Raw genomic sequence first — 20,106 nt, forward strand, 5'->3', positions numbered from 1 at the left:
GGATCAATGGACTGTGGTCGCTTGAGGGCGCGGAAACTCGATCGTTCCGGCGCATAGGGTCCCGACGCCCTGGCCGGCAAGCAGATCGCGCGCGGCAAAGACATAGTCGGCCAGATCTGCCGCGTGCGGCCACCCAGCGGCGTCCGGCCTTATGTTGCGGGCGAGTGCGGCGGCGAGCTCGCCGCGATTTCCGGCTTCGAGCGCCGCCTCGTAGGAAGCGGTGCGGCCATAGAACATGCGGGCGAGTTTTTTCATGCGCTTCGGCACGCCCATGTCGCCAATGCCGAGTTCACGCAGCGAATGCTCCACGTCGGTGAAAAAATCGTCGATCAGTTCCTGCGCGATGTCGCGCGCCATGCCGGTTTCTCCGCGCAAGCGGTGCTGGAAAAGGAACATGTGCAGCCCGATCATCTCGAATCGGCCGAGCGGCGTGTCCGGCACGTCCCAGTCGGAAAAAAATAACTCGCGCCGCGCCGCCGCCACGATTTTCTCATAGAGCGCGCTGACGATCTGGCGGTTGCGGACACGTTCGCCACCGAACAGACGTTGGAACATATTCTCTACTCCCCGGCGCGCCCCTTGGCGGGCTGGTGTTGTTGCATCGTCGCGCAAGCTGGTTTACCGCATCTGCGGTGCCGCGCAAGGCGCAGCCAGGGGGGCGCAGGCAGGATGGAGTTGTTGTTGAAGCCGATGGAATTCAAGAGGGGGCCGACCTTGCGCCATATTGGAATTGCCGGCGTGCTCGGCGCAGCCGCGGCTCTTTCAGCCTGCAACACACAGTCCTTGGGCAACATGTCACCCGGCGAGACGCTGACCCAAGGTTACGTCATCGACCAGCAGCAGATCGATTCGGTTCCGGTCGGCTCCAGCCGCGAGCAGGTGCTGCTGGCGCTGGGCAGCCCGTCGACCACGGCCACCTTCGACAACGAGGTCTTTTATTACATCTCGCAGAAACGCTATCGGGCGGCGGCCTTCGCCAAGCCGAAGCTGATCGAGCAGCGCGTGCTTGCCGTCTATTTCGGCGAGGACGGCCGCGTCACCAACATCGCCAATTACGGCATTCAGGACGGCAAGGTATTCGACTTCATCTCGCGCACGACCCCAACCGCCGGCAAGGACCAGAACTTCATTGGCCAGATCCTTGCGGGCGCCACCGGCGCGCCGCTGTCGCTGCCGGGCGCGAGCCCGACCCCATAATCGACCGCGACCGGCGCTGCCTGCTTTCGCAAGTGGCGCCGGCATGGTAGCGAAGGTTTCAGGCCTGCGTGGCTGATATCGATCGGGCAGCGTCAATTTCAAATTCGATGAATCAAAAAGGCCCGCGGGATCGCTCCCGCGGGCTTTTGCTTGACGTCGGCGGTTGCCGGGATCAGCCGTGCGCGAGCACGGCCAACAGCAGCAGCGCCACGATGTTGGTGATCTTGATCGCCGGGTTTACCGCCGGGCCGGCTGTATCCTTGTAGGGGTCTCCGACCGTGTCGCCGGTCACCGAGGCCTTGTGCGCCTCCGAGCCCTTGAGATGCTTGGTGCCGTCCTTGTCGACAAAACCATCCTCGAACGACTTCTTGGCATTGTCCCACGCGCCACCGCCGGAAGTCATCGAGATCGCCACGAACAGGCCGTTGACGATGACGCCGAGCAGCGAGGCGCCAAGCGCCGCGAAGGCCGAAGCCTTGGAGCCGGAGATAAGCAGCACGCCGAAATAGACGACGAGCGGCGCCAGCACCGGCAGCAGCGACGGGATGATCATCTCCTTGATCGCCGCCTTGGTCAGCAGGTCGACGGCGCGGGCGTAATTGGGCTTGGACGTGCCCTTCATGATGCCCGGATCCTCGCGGAACTGGCGGCGCACTTCCTCGACGATCGAACCCGCCGCGCGACCGACCGCAGTCATCGCGATGCCACCGAACAGGTACGGGATCAGGCCGCCGAAGATCAAGCCGGCCACGACATAGGGGTTCGACAGGTCGAACGACACCGCGCCCATATCCTTGAAATAAGGAAACAGCGTCGAACCCGCCTCGTTCGCCTTGGCCGCGAAATATTGCAAGTCGTAGCTGTAGGCCGCGAACAGCACCAGCGCGCCGAGACCGGCTGAGCCGATTGCGTAACCCTTGGTGACGGCCTTGGTGGTGTTGCCGACCGCGTCGAGCGCGTCGGTCGACTGGCGCACTTCCTTGGGCAGGCCGGACATTTCTGCGATGCCGCCGGCGTTGTCGGTAACTGGGCCGAAGGCGTCGAGCGCCACGATCATGCCGGCTAGGCCGAGCATAGTGGTGACCGCGATCGCCGTGCCGAACAGGCCGGCAAGCTGGAACGTCGCGATGATGCCGCCGACGATGACGATGGCCGGCAATGCCGTCGATTCCAGTGAGACCGCAAGACCCTGGATGACGTTGGTGCCGTGGCCGGTGACCGACGCCTGGGCGATCGAGACCACCGGGCGCTTGCCGGTGCCTGTATAATATTCGGTGATCACCACGATCAGCGCGGTGACCAGAAGACCGATCAGGCCGCAGGTGAACAGATTGGTGCCGGTGATCGCCATGCCGTTGGCGGTGCCGATGTCGCCCCAGCCGACGGTCAGCGAGGTCGCAGCGCCCAGGCCGACGACGGACAGGATGCCGGTGACGATCAGGCCCTTGTAGAGGGCGCCCATGATCGAGCCGTTGGCGCCGAGTTTTACGAAGAAGGTGCCGACGATCGAGGTGATGATGCAGGCGCCGCAGATGGCGAGCGGATAGAGCATGACCTCGCCGAGATTGGCGGCGGCGCCGAAGAAGATCGCGCCGAGCACCATGGTGGCGACGACGGTCACCGCATAGGTCTCGAACAGGTCGGCCGCCATTCCGGCGCAGTCGCCGACATTGTCGCCGACATTGTCGGCGATGGTCGCCGGGTTCCGCGGATCATCCTCGGGGATACCGGCTTCCACCTTGCCGACCAGATCGCCGCCGACGTCGGCGCCCTTGGTGAAGATGCCGCCGCCGAGACGGGCGAAGATCGAGATTAGCGAGGCGCCGAAGCCGAGCGCCACCAGCGAGTCGATTACGACGCGGTCGGCCGGAGCGTAGCCCAGCGGGCCGATGAGAATGAAATAGTAGACGGAGACGCCGAGCAGCGCGAGGCCGGCCACCAGCATGCCGGTGATGGCGCCGGACTTGAAGGCGATGTCGAGGCCGGCGGCCAGGCTATTGGACGCCGCCTGCGCGGTGCGCACATTGGCGCGGACCGAGACGTGCATGCCGATGAAGCCGGCGGCGCCCGACAGCACGGCGCCGATCAGGAAGCCGATCGCCGCCGTGCCCGACAGCAGCCACCAGGCGAGCAGGAAGACGACCACGCCGACGATCGCGATCGTCGTGTACTGGCGGGCGAGATAGGCCTGCGCACCCTCGCGGATGGCGCCGGCGATTTCCTGCATGCGCTGATTTCCCTGGTCGGATGCAAGCACCGACTGCGTCGCCCAGAAGGCGTAAAGCACGGAAAGCAGGCCGCAGGCGATGACGACGTAGAGCATGGTCATTGCCGATTTTCCCTGATGGCTGGCCCGGAAGAACCCCTCCCCGGACCGTTGAGATGAGACCGGCAGCCATATGACAAATCCGATCTTCCGTAGCGGCTTATGCGAAACCGGCTTGCGAGCGTCAAGATACCGATCGGACTTTGCCCGGCTTTCGCCTTGATGTTTTCGTGCTAACCGATTGAAATCGCCACTTCGTTGCCCGGGTCCGGAATGGGAAGGGCGACCTCATTGCTTGAAAGCGCTGAAGCTTCGGCGCCACCCATTCCGAGATGGCTTGGCGGACGGGAGGGAGCAAGCAAGGGCGAGCGCAGTGGCGCGGACGGCGACGGCTTCCATCCCAAATAACGCAAATATAAATACTTGTTGTTCTAGCGGATTGGATGTACATTCAAATTATACTCATCTGCGGGGGGCCGATTTTATCTTAAATCGGGTTGATGGCACTATGCGCAATCATATCGGAATAATCCTTCCTACAGCCTTTTCCTTGTGTCTCACTGCATATTTTCCTGGAACGCAGAAACAGGCCCATGCACAGCAGATCGTGAGCTGTCCGTTGACGATTCCCGATGTTCCCGCCACGACAGTTTCGGGAGAAATGCTCAACGACGTTTGCATACCGGAAGCATTTCCAAGCAACCCGATCGACTTCTTTGATGACTACTCGTGGCGGGCTTTCCTGGCGCTCGTCTGGCCGGCAAAGGACGGTGAGCGAGGCAAACCGGATCTTTCCGCACCAATCGGAAAAGCCGGTTCGCCTCTGGTCTTCGAAACATTCAAGTCCGAATGGGAAATTTTCCAGCGAGACGGCGCTGTGCCTGCCGGCTGGAACGAGATAGGATCTGAAAACCCTTGCGCGATGGCGGGGCTGACTTCGAAGGACCTGGTTCTCGCGGCCTTCTCGAAGTTCGCCAATGTCGGCCAGGCCGGAGCAGCCGGCGACCTGGTCGGTCCGCTGGTCGGCCAGAACAAGACTTATGTCCGGTTCCAGACCGCATTCAACCAGGTCGAATTCGACCATATCGTCGACCGCAAGCTCTATCGCCGCGAGAATGTCTCAAACGTCGTGTTCGAAAACGGCGCGGTCGACCTCAAGGCATCTTGGATCCTGATGGACGGGGTGGCAAACCCGGAGCGCTTCTACACCCGCCATGCATTCGTCATGAACCTGGAAACGGACAAATGCGAGGACCGGCTTGTGGGCCTTGTCGGACTTCATATCGTGCACAAGACGCCATCTCGCCCACAATGGATCTGGTCGACCTTCGAGCATGCGGACAACGTGCCTGAGAGCGGCGGCACCGGCCACGGCGCCAGTTTCAACGCGGGCGACGGGGTCAAGATGCCAGACAGCAACCCGTTCAATTTCCCGCCATCGCCCCAGGCTCCGGCCCCCTTCAACGTCGAACGGATCAAGCCGATACACAGCCAGACCGAAGCGACGAACGCCCGATACCGCGAGGCGCTGGCGGCAGGTGGATCGGTCTGGCAGAACTACAAGCTCGTGATGACTCAATGGCCCCTGACGCCGAACGCTCCCGAGATCGACGGAAAGCCGCCCAACACATTCCCAGGCAAGGGGACCGACACCACGAGCTTCGCCAATACGACGCTGGAAACCTTCGAACAGAAGAAGATCGTGACGGGCTGCATGAACTGTCACAACACGGTGCAAGGAAGCTCCGACTTCCTGTGGACGTTGTCGACGCGGTCCTGGCCATCCCTGCTCGCCATTGTCAATTCGCAACCACCCTCGCCGGGAACCCTCTTCGCGCAAAAGGTGGACCCGAAATTGTTCACCGAGTCCGCCGTACCCTTGACGCCATTGGAACTACCAAACGCCCAACTGAACGAGTTCCTCGAATTGAGGGAACTGCTGCAGTCCGCGCACGACTCGAACTGAACGGGGATCGATCATGGCAATCTCTTCCTTCGACCAGTTGAAGGCTTTCATCGCGCAGGTAATGACCGACCTTGGAGCAGACGCGGAGTTCGCGCCACACGAGGAATTCTGGTCCAACCTAAGCTACGACGAGTTCATCAACGGCAACGTGCCGGGCATTGGCGGACAGCCGGTCAAGATTCTGATTGTGGGCGACGCGTCGCAATCACAACTGATCCATTCGCTCAAGGGGGAAGGCATCTTTGCCGCGGGAGGCCGGTTTCGACGGATGCCAGCCGGTGGTCCGTTCATGTCGGATGAGCAAATAGCGGAGATCGCCGGGTGGATCGACGCCAATTGCCCCGAGCACGAGCAACCAGCCTCCGTGTGAGGTTCCGCATTAGCAGCTTGCTGTGCGGGAAGCCAGGATACGATGCGAGATCAGGGCAAGCATGCAGAACCCGGCGACAGGAAATATCACCCAGTTCAGCACCTCCCAGCCCCACGCATTGTAGACCGCGCCGGACATCAGCGAAGCGAGGGCGACCGAGCCGAACAGAATGAAATCGTGGAGGCCCTGCACCTTGCCCTTTTCCGACGGCCTGTAGGTTCCCGCAACCATGGCGGTGGCGCCGATGAAACCGAAATTCCAGCCCAGCCCGAGCAGGATCAGCGCCGACCAGAACTGCCAGAGCGCGATGCCGGACAGCGCGACGACGCCGCAGAGGATCAGCAGCAGCAAGCCGAAGGCGACGATGCGCTCGACGCCGAAACGATGGATGAGGCGACCGGTGAAGAAGCTCGGCCCGAACATCGCCATGACATGCCAGGAGATGCCGAGCGTCGCGTCGTCCGGCGAAAAGCCGCAGCCGACCATCGCCAGCGGTGCGCCGGTCATCACGAAGCTCATCAGCGCATAGGAGCCGACGGCGCAGCCCAGGCCAACGATAAAGCGCGGCTGGCCGACGATCTCGGTCAGCGGACGCGCCGGAGCCTCGCTCGTGCCGACGGCGGCAGTTGCGTGCGGCCTGACACGCAGGAAGGACAGGATGACCGCACCGACCGCAGCGAGGATGAGGATCGTCGCGAAGGATCCTGCGAACATCACAGGCGCGAACAGATCATGCGTAAAAATGACGATCTGTGGCCCGAGTATGGCAGTGATGATGCCGCCGGCCAGAACGAAGGAAATAGCGCGTGCCTTGAACTCGGGCGGTGCGTCGTCGGCCGCGGCAAAGCGGAACTGCTGCACGAAGGCACCGCCGAGCCCGATGATCAGCAGTCCGATGGCGAACAGCCAGAAGGAGGCCTGGAACAGCGCGAAGGTCGCCACCAGGCCGCCGAGCGCAGTAATGACCGTGCCGAGCTGAAAACCGTTCTTCTGGCCGACCGCCTTGATCAATGCGGCTGCCGGCAGCGCGCCCAGCGCCACGCCGACATTGAAGCCGGTGATTGGTGCGGTGGCGAGCGACTTGTCCGTGCCGAGCAGATACAGGCCGGCCAAACCTCCCAGCGAGATCGCAATGGGCGCTGCCGAGCCGACAATCGCCTGGGCCGATGCGAAGATGATCGCCGTGCGCCGCGCCTCGCGCTGGCGAGTCGCTTCACTCACTAGGCGTCCCTCCCCCGGCCCTCGCCGCGCACCCGGCGCGCCACGCGATCGAGCACGGCATTGACCAGCTTGGGCTCTTCTTCCTCGTAGAAGGCCTTGGCGATGTCGACATATTCGGAGACGATGACGGCGACCGGCACGTCCTTGCGTTCCATCAGTTCAAACACGCCGGCGCGCAGGATGGCACGCAACGTCGAGTCGAGCCGCGACAGCGGCCAGTCCTCGGTCAGCGCCTGGCGGATGACCGGGTCGATGGTCTTCTGGTTCTCTACGACGCCCGACAGGATCGCCCGGAACCACTGCGCGTCAGCCTCGCGGTAGGTTGCGCCGTCGACCTCCTTGCCGAGCCGGAAGGCCTCGTATTCGGCTGCGATTTCAAGCAAGCCTGCGCCAGCGACATCCATCTGGTACAGCGCCTGCACGGCGGCGAGCCTCGCTGCACCACGCTTGTTGGCCTGGCGGGCGGGAGGGGCGTCGCGTTCTGCAGGATTGGACACGATTCAGCGGGCTCCCAGCCGTTCGCGCAATGCGATCATGGTCAGCGCCGCACGCGCCGCGAAACCACCCTTGTCGCCCTCGCTGCGGCGGGCGCGAACCCAGGCCTGCTCCTCATTCTCGGTGGTGAGGATGCCGTTGCCGATGGCCAGCGATTCATCGACCGAGAGGTCCATGAGGGCACGTGAGGACTCGTTGGCGACGACGTCGAAATGATAGGTGTCGCCGCGGATGATCACGCCCAGCGCGACATAACCGTCATAGGCGGTGCCGCCCTCGTCGGCGCCGTCGAGCGCGAAGGAGACGATCGCCGGAATCTCCAGCGCGCCGGGCACCGTCACGACGTCATAGGTCGCGCCGGCTTCATCGAGGGCAGCCTTCGCTCCGTCGAGCAGCGCGTCGGCCAGCGCATCGTGATATCGCGCCTCGATGATCAGGACGTGGGCTTTCTCCGGTTGGATGAAAGCCTTGCCGTGTTCAGAAATGCCAGCCATGTCGGTCTCCAAGTCGCGGCTGACTTAGGCCGAACGGCAGTTCGCCGCAAGCAGCCACGAGGCGATTTCCGCTTGACCGTTAGGACGAGACGCAGTCAGGCGATCTCCAGCAGCAGCGCCCGGTGATCCGAGACTTCCGGTTCATCGACCACGTCGAATTCCAGCACCTCCATGTCCGGCGTCACCAGCATGTAGTCGGCGAAGCGGACGGCCTTGTCGTAATAGGAGGTCCTGGTGTCGGTATGGCCCTGCGTCACGACCAGATCGACCAGCCCTAGGCCGCCGAGAATTTCGAATGTCGAACTTCCGGGCAGCACGTTGAAGTCGCCGCAGACGATCAGGCGTTCGCCCGCCCGCGCAATTCGGCCAATCAGCCGCGCCAGCGCCTTCGCCTGTTTTTCACGTTCCGGCGTGTCGGCCTTCCCTGCCAGATCGCGCAGCCCATGCATGTGAGCCACGGTCAAGGCCGACCGATGATCGGGATCGAAGAGACGGACGCAATGGGCATTGCGCGCCCGCGGATGCTCGCCCCAGCCGTCGGCAGAGAAGTCGCGATGAACGAAATCCTGGGCCTGGCCGATAACCGGAAACGATTTGCGGACGAAGGTGGCGAGACCGAACTCCGACGGGACCGCCGTGTCGCCGTCGAAGAGATCGCCTCCCGCGACAGGGCAGAAGATGGCCTCATGCCCAGGCAGTGCCTCACATATCTCGTCGAACAGATTGGCCCTTTGCGGAAGTTCGAGCGTACCGTCCCGGTAAATCAGCCATTCCGACTGCGCCCCATGCGTCCGCATGACTTCCTGCAGGCAAAGCACATCCGGGTCGGCATCGGCGAGAAAGCGCATCAGCGGCCCGTGAAGCCGGCCGCCCCATGCATTCAGCGAGATGATGCGCATTGGCATCGTGATCGGCTCCGCAGACAATGCGGCAACGATAGCGCGAAATCCCCCCGGTTTGTCGAGATGGCGGGCTATCCCATCTCCCGGTAAACGGGTGTCAGAGTCCTTCCTTCGCGGCCTCCGCCAACCGCGCCGCATAACGCGCCATGGTGTCGACCTCCAGGTTGACGCGGTCGCCGGCCTTGCGTTCGCCCCATGTCGTGACCGCAAGCGAATGATGGATCAATAGCACGTCGAAACGGCGCCCCTCCACCTTGTTGACAGTCAGCGAGGTGCCGTCCAGCGCGACCGATCCCTTCGGCGCGATGAACTTCGCCAGTTCCGCCGGCGCTTCCAGCGTGAAACGCACCGCATCGCCTTCATCCTCGCGCACAACGATCTCGGCCATGCCGTCGACATGGCCGGAAACGATATGGCCACCGAGTTCGTCGCCGATCTTCAGCGCGCGCTCCAGGTTGACCCGCGTGCCTTCCTTCCAGGCCGACGCTGTCGTCAGCCGCAGCGCCTCCTCCCAGGCCTCGACCTCGAACCAGCGACCGTTCGCGCCCTGCTCCGGCAGTTCGACCACACTGAGGCACACCCCGCCGGTCGAGATCGATGCGCCGATGGCGATCGTCGCGGGATCGTAGTCGGTGCGCACACGCAGGCGCACGCCCTTGGGCAACGGCCTTGCAGCCTCGATGGTGCCGATGTCGGTGACGATGCCGGTGAACATCAGTCGATCCTTTCATATTCGATCAGCCGGTCGTCGCCGTATCGGCCGGTTCCGACGATCTCGAAGCCGGCCGGAACGGCGGTTTCAGTGACCGGAGACGCGACGCCGTTCTCTCCGACGGCGGACGCGCCGATAAAAAGCGAAATGCGATCGACCAGCCCGGCATCGACGAAACGCCGGGCGGTTTCCGCCCCGCCTTCAAGTAACACGCTCTTCAGTCCGATGATGCCAAGCACGCGGAGAATCTCGCGTGGGTCGAACCGGCCACGATAGTCGGATGCCACCGTCTGAACGACAGCGCCGCTATCGCGCAGCGCATCGGCCCGACGGCGCTGCGCCTTCTCGCTTGCAAGGATGAGCACGGGACGGCGAGCGGCTTCCGCAAACAACCGAGCCCTGGGGGGCGTCCGCGCGAACGGGTCGAGGACGATGCGCGCCGGCGAGCGCTGCTCCAGGCCGGCGAGACGCACCGTCAGAAGCGGATCGTCCTCGACGACCGTGTTGACGCCAACCATGATCGCCTCATGCTCGACCCGCATCATCTGCACGGCGCGCCGCGCGATGTCGCCGGTGATCGAAACCTGGCCCGCGCCCCTTCGGCCGATCATGCCGTCCGCGGAAACCGCGAGCTTCAGCGTAAGATACGGCCGTCCCCTGCCCTTCAGCGACAGGAAACCCGCCATCGCCCGGCGCGCCTCGGCCTCCAGGCAGCCGGTCACCACCTCTATGCCGGCCTTTTCCAGGATCGAAACGCCGCGACCCGCGACGCGCTTGTCGGGATCGAGCGTCGCGATGACGACACGCGCCACGCCGGCTGCGACCAGCGCATCGGCGCAAGGCGGCGCCTTGCCGATATGCGAACACGGCTCCAGCGTCGCGTAGACGGTCGCGCCGCGTGCCGCGTCGCCTGCCTCGTGCAGCGCCTGCAACTCGGCATGCGGCCGCCCCCCCAGCGCCGTGACGCCGCGGCCGACGATGGCACCGCCTTCCGCCTGCGGCCGCACCACCAGCGCACCGACGGACGGGTTTTCACCCGTCAGCCCCTGATGCCAGAGCGACAGCCGGATTGCCGCGGCCATGAAACGGCGATCGGCTTCCGCAGCCGGTGAAGCGGATTCGGCAAAGGCGGGCATCGTTCAGCCGGCGTCCTCATCGGCCTTGAGTTCGCCGAGCACGTCGTGAAAATCCTTGGCCTCGCGGAAATTGCGGTAGACCGAAGCGAAACGAACGTAAGCGACGTCGTCGAGCGACTTCAGCGCCTCCATGACGAGGCGGCCGATCTCGCCGGAGGGAATTTCCGTCTCGCCGCTGCTTTCAAGCTGTCGGACGATGCCCGTCACCGCCCGGTCGATGCGGTCGGGATCGACATTGCGCTTGCGCAGCGCGATCTCAACGGAACGCAGCAGCTTGTCACGGCTGAACGGCACCTTGCGGCCGGACTTCTTGACGACGACCAGGTCGCGAAGCTGCACGCGCTCGAACGTCGTGAAGCGGCCGCCGCAATCCGGGCAGACACGCCGGCGCCGGATCGCCGCGCCGTCCTCGGCCGGCCGCGAATCCTTCACCTGCGTGTCTTCGGACTGGCAATAGGGGCAGCGCATAAGGGACCTGGCGATTTGATTGCGTCAATCGGACGCTTAGAAGCTTTCGCCAACCAAAGCAAAGCCTGCCGCGCCGACCGATGATGTGACCCCGGCCTGCGCCAAAATCAATATCGCCAAGCCCGGTTCTTCACCCCAGATACGGATAAAGCGGAAACCGCTCGGTCAGCGCCACGACCTTCTGCTTCACCGCCGCCTCGACACCGGCGTTGCCCTCGTCCGAATTGGCGACCTTCAGCCCGTCGAGCACCTCGGTGATCAGATTGCCGATCTCGCGGAACTCGGCCGGACCGAAGCCGCGCGTCGTGCCGGCAGGGGTGCCGAGGCGCACGCCGGAGGTGACAAAGGGTTTTTCGGGATCGAAGGGGATGCCGTTCTTGTTGCAGGTGATGTTGGCGCGGCCGAGTGCTGCCTCGGCGCGCTTGCCGGTCGCGTTCTTCGGCCGGAGATCGACCAGCATCAAATGGTTGTCCGTGCCGTTCGAGACGATGTCCAGTCCGGAGGACTTCAGGCTGTCGGCCAGCGCCCTGGCATTGGCCACGACATTGTGGGCATAGGTCTTGAATTCGGGCTTGAGCGCCTCGCCGAAAGCCACCGCCTTGGCGGCGATGACGTGCATCAGCGGACCGCCTTGCAGGCCAGGGAACACCGCCGAATTCATCTTCTTGGCAATCTCCTCGTCGTTGCAGAGGATCATGCCGCCACGGGGGCCGCGCAGGGACTTGTGCGTGGTGGTCGTCACGACATGGGCGTGCGGCAGCGGCGAGGGATGCGCGCCGCCGGCGACGAGGCCAGCGATATGCGCCATATCGACCATCAGATACGCGCCGACCGCATCCGTGATCTCGCGGAACCGCTTCCAGTCCCAGACGCGCGAATAGGCGGTGCCGCCGGCCAGGATCAGTTTTGGCTTGGTTTCGTGCGCTTGTCTCTCGATCTCGTCCATGTCGAGCAGGTGGTCGTCCTTGCGCACGCCGTAGGACACGACCTTGAACCATTTTCCGCTCATGTTGACCGGCGAGCCGTGGGTCAGGTGCCCGCCCGAATTCAAATCGAGGCCCATGAAGGTATCGCCAGGCTGCAGCAGCGCCAAAAACACCGCCTGGTTCATCTGGCTGCCGGAATTCGGCTGGACGTTGGCGAAATTGCAGCCGAAAAGTTTTTTGGCGCGGTCGATCGCCAGTTGCTCGGCGACGTCGACGAACTGGCAGCCACCGTAGTAGCGCTTGCCCGGATAACCCTCGGCGTATTTGTTGGTCATGATCGAGCCCTGCGCCTCGAGAACGGCGCGCGACACGATATTTTCCGAGGCGATCAGCTCGATCTCGTGGCGCTGGCGGCCAAGCTCCGAGCGGATCGACCCGAAGATTTCCGGATCGGCGTCGGCGAGCGATGTCGAGAAGAAGGTGTCGAGGTGGTTTGAGGCGGCGGAGGCGGTGGCCATGATGGGCAAATCCTCGAAGGGCGCGGCAGCGCGAAAGACGGTAAGGATGTGCGGCCAATTACTATAGTCGAACGCCGACCGCTACACTCTTTGCGGCATATCCTGCCCTGCTTTGGCACAAGCCGGAAATGAAAAGGCCCGCCGGGGGCACAGCGGGCCTGGATCGACAAAAATCGGCATCAAGCTTCGCTCTCGGCCGAATGGATTTGCGCCCACCCGGTCCGCCGAAGCGACAATCAGTTCGCGGCCTTGGCCTTTTCCTGCTCTTCCTTGAGCTTCTTGGCGAAATCCTCGTTGTTCTTGGAAACGAAGTCCTGAAGCTTCTTCTGGCGGTCGGCAAGGTCCGACTGCTGCATCGGCGGGCCGTCATAGGCGCCGGTGAACCCCTGGAGCGAAACCTTCACGGGGTTCGGCTGGTTCTGGAAATTGATGGAGGTCAGCGTCAGGTCGTTGCCCTTCTTGAAGGAATTGACCAGCCCGTCCGAAAGCTGGATTTCGGCGACGCAGCGATCGGGGAAACAGATGACATAGTCGAGCTTCTGCGCCTTGCCGCCATTGACCTGCAAGCCGATGCCCGGAGGCACAAGGCGTCCGGTCGGCACCGTTACCTGGAAGACCTTGCGGTTAACCTTGCCCTTGATCTCGATGAGGCTCAGGCCAGTCACCAGTTGGCCATTGGAAGCGGTCACCATGTTCTGCACGTTGCAGATATCGACCTCCTCCTGCTTCGTGCATGCCTTGAACCAGCCCTGCGGAACCTGCTGCTGCTGCGCCGAGGCGGGCGCGAGGCCCGCGGCGAGCATACCGGCGACGCCTGCTGACAGCACCGAAAGACGGAAGCGGTCGGTCTTCGAGCTCGTCATCTTGTCCTTTTCCTCTCAAACAATCCGGAAAACGGCAGTTTTCGCCGTGTATTGCCGCTACCTGTTGCCCAAATACGGCAACAGCATGACTCGGGCACGCGTGTTACATCGGTCGCGGCCGTAAATCCAGCCCGTCCGCGGGAAACTGTCGACGCGCGGCACGCCCATATTGGCGACATCATGATAGGGTGAAAGACGAATCATAGCGATCCCGCCGGAACCCCGCACATGCGCCGCACAATCCTCGCGCTCTGCGCCCTTGCCGCAATTGTCGCGCCTGAAGCCGCAATGGCCGAGCCCCGGCACGCCATCGCCATGCAGGGCGAGCCGGCGCTGCCGGCCGATTTCACGCATTTCCCCTATGCGAATCCCGAAGCGCCGAAGGGCGGCGACGTCACCTACTGCGTCATCGGCAGCTTCGACAATCTCAACCCGTTCATCATCAAGAGCCTGCGCACCACGGCGCGAGGCATCATCGACACGATCTACGGCAATCTGGTGTTCGAACCGCTGATGCAGCGCAACGCCGCCGAGCCGTTTTCGCTCTACGGGCTGCTGGCGGAATCGATCGACATCAGCGAGGACAGACGCGTCGCCACCTTCAATCTCAATCCCAAGGCGAAATGGTCGGATGGCCAGCCGGTGACGCCCGAAGACGTGCTGTTCACATACGAGGTCTATACGGACAAGGGCCGGCCGCCCTACAGCGATCGCATGAAGCGGATCGAGAAGCTGGAGAAGACCGGGCCGCTGTCCGTACGCTTCACCTTCAACGACAAGGCCGACCGCGAGTTTCCGCTGATCATCGCGATGACGCCGATCCTGCCGAAACACGCCTTCAACAAGGACACGTTCGACCAGACCACGCTGAAGCCGCTGATCGGCAGCGGCCCCTACACGATCGACAAGGTCGTGCCGGGCGAGCGCATCATCTACAAGCGCAACCCGGATTATTGGGCGCGCGACCTGCCGTCCAAGCGCGGCTTCGACAATTTCGACCGCGTCGACATCGAGTATTTCCTGAACGACAACGCCCAGTTCGAGGCCTTCAAGAAGGGCATCTGCTCGGTCTATGCCGAGGCCGACCCGGTCAAACTCAAGCGCGACTTCGACTTTCCCGCGCTGAAGGACGGGCGCGTGTCCATCGGCGAGTTCAAGATGGGCATCCCGCCCGTTGTCACCGGCTTCCTGTTCAATACGAGGCTGCCGAAATTCTCCGACGCTCGCGTGCGCCGAGCACTCGGCATGCTCTACGATTTCGAATGGGTCAACCGGAACATGTTCGACGGGCAGTTCGAGAGGACCGCCAGCTACTGGCAGGATTCGGAACTGTCGGCGCTCGGCCATCCGGCCAGCGACAAGGAGAAGGCGCTGCTCGCGCCCTTCCCCGACGCCGTGCGGGCCGACATCATGGACGGCACCTGGCGGCCCCCTGTCACGGATGGCTCGGGCCGCGACCGTGCCGCGTTGAAGGCCGCGCTCGACCTGCTCAAATCGGCCGGCTATTCGCTCAACGGCGGAGCGCTGCTCGATCCCAACGGCCTGCCGTTTTCGTTCGAAATCCTGACGGCGTCGGACAGCGAGCAGCGGCTGGCGGCCGTCTACCAGCGGACGCTGGCCAAGATCGGCATCGGCGTGAGCATCCGCGCGCTGGAGGCGGACCAGATCCAGTCGCGCAAGCAGCGTTTCGATTTCGAAGCTCTGATCGGCGTCACCGGCTTCACCGGCACCCTGTCCCCGGGCATCGAGCAGACGTTCCGGTGGGGATCGGAATCGGCGAATGTCGAGGGTTCGTTCAATCTCGCCGGTGTCGCCAGCCCGGCGATCGACACCGTCATCGAGGCGATGCTGAACGCCCGCGACAAGGACGATTTCGTCGCCGCCGTGCGAGCGCTGGACCGGCTGCTGATCGCCGGCGCCTACATGGTGCCTATGCAGTACAATCCTAAGCAGTATCTTGCCTACTGGACCTATCTGGACCACCCTGCCGAGACCTCGCTTTACGGCTACCAGTTGCCGGTGTGGTGGCGCAAACCTAACTAAGGCGTGGGTTGCGCGCCATATGACGAAGGGCGCTGAGATGTCCCGAGCCTGATGCAGGAGATTTCGATGAACGAAAGGCAGACGGCCAGTGTCGACGTGGTATCGGATGTCGTCTGCCCCTGGTGTTATCTCGGCCAGAAGCGGCTGGAGAAGGCTGCCGCGAGCCTGTCCGACATAGATGTCATGATAAGTTGGCGCCCGTTCCAGCTCGATCCGACGATCCCGCCCGGCGGCCGCGACCGCAAGCAATACATGATGGCGAAGTTCGGCAGCGAAGAACGCATCCGCGAGATCCATGCCCGCATCGAGCCGCTGGGCGAGGCCGAAGGCATCGACTTCGCCTTCGACGCCATAAAAGTCTCGCCCAACACGATCGACGCGCACCGCGTCATCCGTTGGGCTGCCAGTGCCGAGCCTGGCGTGCAGAATGCCGTGGTGAAGCGGCTGTTTTCGCTCTATTTCGAGGAAGGCCGGAACATCGGCGACCCCGCGGTGCTAACCTCCGCCGCGCGCGACGCCGGCATGGACGCCGCCGTGGTCGAAACCATGCTGGCGACCGACGCCGACCGTGAGGCCGTCGAAACCGAGGTGGCGACCGCCTCACGGATGGGCATCACCGGCGTCCCCTGCTTCCTCTTGGAAAACCGTTACGCGGTGATGGGCGCGCAAGATACCGAAACGCTGGCTGACGCGATCCGCCAGGTGGCGGCGGAGAAGGCGAAGGCTTCCCCCAACCAATCCGTCGCGTCATAATGCATCCATGACACAGCTTTTCGACCGCGCAGTGGAGGCAGCCCGCAACCTTCCTGCATCAGTGCAGGACGAGATCGCTCGCCTTGTTCTCGAACTTGCCGGCGACGAGCAGCCGGCGGTTCAGCTCGCAGACGAAGAAGAAGAATCCTTTGCCGAGTCGCTGGCTCAAGCCGATCGGCGTGAGTTCGCCAGCGACGCGGAAGTACGCGCCATCTGGGCAAAGTACGGGCTCTGAACGGCAGCTACCTTCATTTCCCACGAGTGTGGGAAGGAAGTTGGCGTCAAGCCGCCTTCGTCGCCAGCCGCGCCAGTTGCGTCATCACCACGGCCGAACCCGACAACCGCTTCTCCGGGTTCGGCCAGTCGCGGATGAACACTACACTCTGGTCCGGCCGGATCTTCGCCATCGAGCCCTGTTCGCCGATATAGCGCACCAGCCCGGCGGGGTCGGCGAATTCGCGCTTGCGGAAGTGGATGACCACACCCTTCGGCCCGGCATCCAGCTTCTCGACATTGGCCCTTCGGCACAGGCCCTTGATGAACACAATCTTCAAGAGATGCTCGACCTCCTGCGGCAGCGGACCAAAGCGGTCGATCAGTTCGGCGGCGAAGGCGTCGATCTCCTCCGGCGTGTCGAGATCGGCCAGCCGGCGGTAGAGCGCGAGCCGCAGTTGCAAGTCGGGAACGTAAGTCTCCGGGATCATCACTGCCGTGCCAATGGCGATCTGCGGCGACCAGTCGCCGTCCAGGACTTCGCCGGAACCGCGGATCTCGGCCACCGCTTCCTCCAGCATCTGCTGGTAGAGTTCGAAGCCGACCTCCTTGATATGGCCGGACTGTTCCTCGCCCAAGAGATTGCCGGCGCCGCGTATGTCGAGGTCGTGGCTGGCCAACTGGAATCCGGCGCCGAGTGTATCGAGCGACTGCAGCACTTTCAGCCGGCGGTCGGCGGTGTCGGTGAGTTTCCGATTTGCCGGCAGCGTGAACAGCGCGTAGGCGCGGGTCTTCGAGCGACCCACGCGGCCGCGCAACTGGTAGAGCTGCGCGAGGCCGAACATGTCGGCGCGGTGCACGATCAGCGTGTTCGCCGTCGGGATGTCGAGGCCGGATTCAACGATGGTGGTCGACAGCAGCACGTCATACTGGCCGTCGTAGAAGGCGTTCATGATGTCGTCGAGCTCGCCCGGCGGCATCTGGCCGTGGGCCGTGCCGACCTTCAGCTCCGGCACCGAGGCGTGCAGGAATTCCCGAACCTCGGCGAGGTCGGAGATGCGCGGGACGACATAAAAGCTCTGGCCGCCGCGATAGCGCTCGCGCAGCAGCGTCTCGCGGATCACCAGCGGATCGTGCGGCGAGATGAAGGTGCGCACCGCCAGCCGGTCGACCGGCGGCGTGGCGATCAGCGACAGCTCGCGCACGCCGGTGAGCGCCAGTTGCAAGGTGCGCGGGATCGGCGTGGCCGACAGCGTCAGCACATGCACGTCGCTCTTCAGCTCCTTCAGCCGTTCCTTATGCTTGACGCCAAAGTGCTGCTCCTCGTCGATGATCAGCAGGCCGAGCCGCTTGAAGGAGATCGACGCGCCGAGAAGCGCGTGGGTGCCGACAACGATGTCGACCTTGCCTTCGGCTATGTTCTTCCTGGTCTCGGCCAGTTCCTTGGCCGGCACCATACGCGACGCCTGGCGCACGATCAGCGGCAGGCCGGAGAAGCGCTGGGTGAAGGTCTTGTAGTGCTGGCGCGAGAGCAGCGTGGTCGGCACGACGACCGCGACCTGGAACCCTTCCATCGCAGCGAGGAAAGCGGCGCGCAGCGCCACCTCGGTCTTGCCGAAGCCGACATCGCCGCAGATCAGTCGGTCCATCGGCTTGCCGGCGGAAAGATCGTCCATGACCGAATCGATTGCGCGCTGCTGGTCGTCGGTCTCCTCATAGGGGAACCGCGCGGCGAACTCACCATAGACGCCTTCCGGCGGGCTGAAGACCGGCGCGCCGCGCATCTGCCGCTCGGCCGCAAGCCGGATCAGGCCGCCGGCCATGTCGAGCAGGCGTTTCTTCAGCCGGGCCTTGCGCGCCTGCCAGGAACCGCCGCCGAGCTTGTCGAGTGTCGCCTCGGCCGAGTCCGAGCCGTAGCGTGATAGCAACTCGATGTTCTCGACTGGCAGGAACAGCCGATCGTCACCGGCATAGTGGATTTCCAGGCAGTCATGCGGGGCGCCGAGCGCCTCGATGGTCTTCAGGCCGATGAAGCGGCCGATGCCGTGATCGGTGTGGACGACGATATCGCCAGCCGACAGCGAGGACGCCTCGGCGATGAAGTCCGCCGCCTTGCGGCGCTTGGAGCGGCGCACCAGGCGGTCGCCCAGAATGTCCTGTTCGGCGACAACGACGAAGGCATCGGTCTCGAAGCCGGATTCCAGCGGCAGCACGGTCAGGGCCGCCTGACCGGAGGACATCTTTTCGACATCGGCGAGCGTCGAGACCGGCTTCAGATTGCCCAAACCGTGCTCGCCCAGAATCTGACCGAGGCGGTCGAGCGAACCGTCGGTCCAGCCGGCGACCACGACCTTGCGTTTCTGCGCCCGCAATTCCGAGATGTGATCGACCGCGGCCTGGAAAACATTGGCGTTGGGATCGGCCCGCTCACGCTCGAAACTGCGGCCCTGGCGCGAACCGGCATGCAACACTTTTCTGCCGCCGGCGTCGGGCGCAGCGAAGGGCGTGAACTCCGCCGACAGAAGGTCCGGCAGCGCCGCCGAGACATCGTCCGGCGACAGATACATTTTTCCGGGCGGCACCGGGCGATACGGCACGGCATCCTTCATGGCGCCATCAATCTGCTGGCGGCGCGCCTGGTAATAATCCTCGATCAGCTTGTAGCGCTCGCCGATCGCCTCGCGCGCCAGATGGTCGAAGACGAAAGGTGCGTCCGGCAGGTAATCGAACAGCGTCTCCAGCCCATCGTAGAAGAAGGGCAGCCAGTGCTCCATGCCGGCAAAGCGCCGGCCTTCACTGACCGCGGCATAGAGCGCGTCGTCCCGATTCGGCGCGCCGAAGGCTTCGATGTAACTGCGGCGGAAGCGGCTTATGGTTTCCGCCGTCAGCGCCACTTCGCTCATCGCCTGCAACACGATCTCGGTGCGCTGGCCGGTGGTGCGCTGGCTGGCGACGTCGAAGGCGCGGATCGAATCCAGCGTGTCGCCGAAGAAATCGAGCCGCAGCGCCTCGGCAGCGCCGGGCGCGAACAGGTCCAGAATGCCGCCGCGCACCGCGAACTCGCCGACCTCGCGCACGGTCGCCACCCGGTCGAAGCCGGAATTCTCCAACCGCGAAATCAGCGCCTTCATGTCGACTTGGTTGCCGGTTTTTGCCCGGAACGTCTGCGCCTCCACGGCCGCGCGCGGCGGCAGGCGCTGCACCAGGGCATTGGCGGTGGTGAGCACCACTGCTCGATGCGGCTTCCTGGCCAGCGCGGCCATGGCGGTCATTGCCTCGACACGCCGCGCGGTGGCGTCTGCTCCCGGCGAGACGCGGTCGTAGGGCAAACAGTCCCAGGCCGGGAATTCCAGCACTGGCAGGTCTGGCGCGGCGAAAGCCAATGCATCGGCAATCGCCGGCAGGCGCTCGCCGCCGCGCGCCACGAACACGATCGGCCCTTCGGGGGCCGCCTCGGCCGACAGCGCGGCAAGCGCGAAGGCCTCGAAACCTTCGGCGACACCATCGACAAGGACGGCGCCCGTGCTCTGTTTGCGCAGGCCGAGGGATTTGATCAGGGGCAT

18 protein-coding genes are annotated in these 20,106 nt (G+C 63.9%); 6 read left to right on the forward strand and 12 right to left on the reverse strand.

What is annotated here, in order from left to right; all coding sequences use genetic code 11:
• Positions 1-3: 3 nt before the first annotated feature.
• Positions 4-555 carry a ubiquinol-cytochrome C chaperone family protein gene (locus tag ACH196_RS04415; protein ID WP_396645243.1) on the reverse strand — a complete coding sequence of 184 codons (552 nt, stop codon included), beginning with the start codon at positions 553-555 and terminating at the stop codon, positions 4-6.
• 135 nt (positions 556-690) lie between these two features.
• Between ACH196_RS04415 and ACH196_RS04420 the strand changes: the two genes are divergently transcribed.
• Entirely contained in the window at positions 691-1,197 is a 507-nt protein-coding gene (locus ACH196_RS04420) for an outer membrane protein assembly factor BamE (RefSeq protein ID WP_396645244.1), read from the forward strand.
• Between the two features lie 172 nt (positions 1,198-1,369).
• Here ACH196_RS04420 and ACH196_RS04425 read toward each other — a convergent pair whose 3' ends face one another.
• On the reverse strand, positions 1,370-3,526 hold the full coding sequence (locus ACH196_RS04425; RefSeq protein ID WP_396645246.1) for a sodium-translocating pyrophosphatase: 2,157 nt from the start codon (positions 3,524-3,526) through the stop codon (positions 1,370-1,372).
• Positions 3,527-3,971: 445 nt separating this feature from the next.
• On the opposite strand from ACH196_RS04425, the gene ACH196_RS04430 reads away from it, so the two are divergent.
• Entirely contained in the window at positions 3,972-5,429 is a 1,458-nt protein-coding gene (locus ACH196_RS04430) for a hypothetical protein (protein WP_396645247.1), read from the forward strand.
• A 13-nt stretch (positions 5,430-5,442) separates the two neighbouring features.
• On the forward strand, positions 5,443-5,799 hold the full coding sequence (locus ACH196_RS04435; protein WP_396645249.1) for a hypothetical protein: 357 nt from the start codon (positions 5,443-5,445) through the stop codon (positions 5,797-5,799).
• A 9-nt stretch (positions 5,800-5,808) separates the two neighbouring features.
• Here ACH196_RS04435 and ACH196_RS04440 read toward each other — a convergent pair whose 3' ends face one another.
• The 9 genes from ACH196_RS04440 to ACH196_RS04480 form a co-directional block, all read right to left on the reverse strand.
• Positions 5,809-7,020, reverse strand: a complete 1,212-nt coding sequence (locus ACH196_RS04440) for an MFS transporter (RefSeq protein WP_396645251.1) — start codon at positions 7,018-7,020, stop codon at positions 5,809-5,811.
• Complete coding sequence (gene nusB, locus ACH196_RS04445) at positions 7,020-7,517, reverse strand: transcription antitermination factor NusB (protein ID WP_396645253.1); 498 nt, start codon at positions 7,515-7,517, stop codon at positions 7,020-7,022. The genes ACH196_RS04440 and nusB overlap by 1 nt, the downstream gene beginning before the upstream one ends.
• 3 nt (positions 7,518-7,520) lie before the next feature.
• On the reverse strand, positions 7,521-8,009 hold the full coding sequence (gene ribH / locus ACH196_RS04450; protein WP_396645255.1) for a 6,7-dimethyl-8-ribityllumazine synthase: 489 nt from the start codon (positions 8,007-8,009) through the stop codon (positions 7,521-7,523).
• Positions 8,010-8,104: 95 nt separating this feature from the next.
• Positions 8,105-8,908 (reverse strand): endonuclease/exonuclease/phosphatase family protein, encoded by an 804-nt coding sequence (locus tag ACH196_RS04455; protein WP_396645385.1) that lies wholly within the window; start codon positions 8,906-8,908, stop codon positions 8,105-8,107.
• 100 nt (positions 8,909-9,008) lie between these two features.
• Positions 9,009-9,626, reverse strand: coding sequence for a riboflavin synthase (locus ACH196_RS04460; protein ID WP_396645257.1), 618 nt, complete (start codon positions 9,624-9,626; stop codon positions 9,009-9,011).
• Positions 9,626-10,759, reverse strand: coding sequence for a bifunctional diaminohydroxyphosphoribosylaminopyrimidine deaminase/5-amino-6-(5-phosphoribosylamino)uracil reductase RibD (ribD, locus tag ACH196_RS04465; protein ID WP_396645259.1), 1,134 nt, complete (start codon positions 10,757-10,759; stop codon positions 9,626-9,628). Before ribD ends, ACH196_RS04460 begins: the two co-directional genes overlap by 1 nt.
• A 3-nt stretch (positions 10,760-10,762) precedes the next feature.
• Positions 10,763-11,227: a transcriptional regulator NrdR gene (gene nrdR / locus ACH196_RS04470; protein WP_396645260.1), complete on the reverse strand. Its 465-nt coding sequence runs from the start codon at positions 11,225-11,227 to the stop codon at positions 10,763-10,765.
• A gap of 130 nt (positions 11,228-11,357) precedes the next feature.
• Positions 11,358-12,671 carry a serine hydroxymethyltransferase gene (gene glyA, locus ACH196_RS04475; protein WP_396645261.1) on the reverse strand — a complete coding sequence of 438 codons (1,314 nt, stop codon included), beginning with the start codon at positions 12,669-12,671 and terminating at the stop codon, positions 11,358-11,360.
• Between the two features lie 236 nt (positions 12,672-12,907).
• Positions 12,908-13,534: an invasion associated locus B family protein gene (locus ACH196_RS04480; protein WP_396645263.1), complete on the reverse strand. Its 627-nt coding sequence runs from the start codon at positions 13,532-13,534 to the stop codon at positions 12,908-12,910.
• A 228-nt stretch (positions 13,535-13,762) separates the two neighbouring features.
• On the opposite strand from ACH196_RS04480, the gene ACH196_RS04485 reads away from it, so the two are divergent.
• The 3 genes from ACH196_RS04485 to ACH196_RS04495 all read left to right on the forward strand — a co-directional run bounded on the left by ACH196_RS04485 (position 13,763) and on the right by ACH196_RS04495 (position 16,565).
• Positions 13,763-15,577: an extracellular solute-binding protein gene (locus ACH196_RS04485; protein WP_396645265.1), complete on the forward strand. Its 1,815-nt coding sequence runs from the start codon at positions 13,763-13,765 to the stop codon at positions 15,575-15,577.
• Positions 15,578-15,643: 66 nt separating this feature from the next.
• On the forward strand, positions 15,644-16,330 hold the full coding sequence (locus ACH196_RS04490; protein WP_396645267.1) for a DsbA family oxidoreductase: 687 nt from the start codon (positions 15,644-15,646) through the stop codon (positions 16,328-16,330).
• 7 nt (positions 16,331-16,337) lie between these two features.
• Positions 16,338-16,565, forward strand: a complete 228-nt coding sequence (locus ACH196_RS04495) for a hypothetical protein (RefSeq protein WP_396645269.1) — start codon at positions 16,338-16,340, stop codon at positions 16,563-16,565.
• Positions 16,566-16,611: 46 nt separating this feature from the next.
• On the opposite strand, the gene mfd is transcribed toward ACH196_RS04495, so the two are convergent.
• Positions 16,612-20,106 (reverse strand): transcription-repair coupling factor, encoded by a 3,495-nt coding sequence (gene mfd, locus ACH196_RS04500; protein WP_396645270.1) that lies wholly within the window; start codon positions 20,104-20,106, stop codon positions 16,612-16,614.

The sequence above is a fragment of the Mesorhizobium sp. IMUNJ 23232 genome, from assembly GCF_044326205.1.
Classification (GTDB): domain Bacteria; phylum Pseudomonadota; class Alphaproteobacteria; order Rhizobiales; family Rhizobiaceae; genus Kumtagia.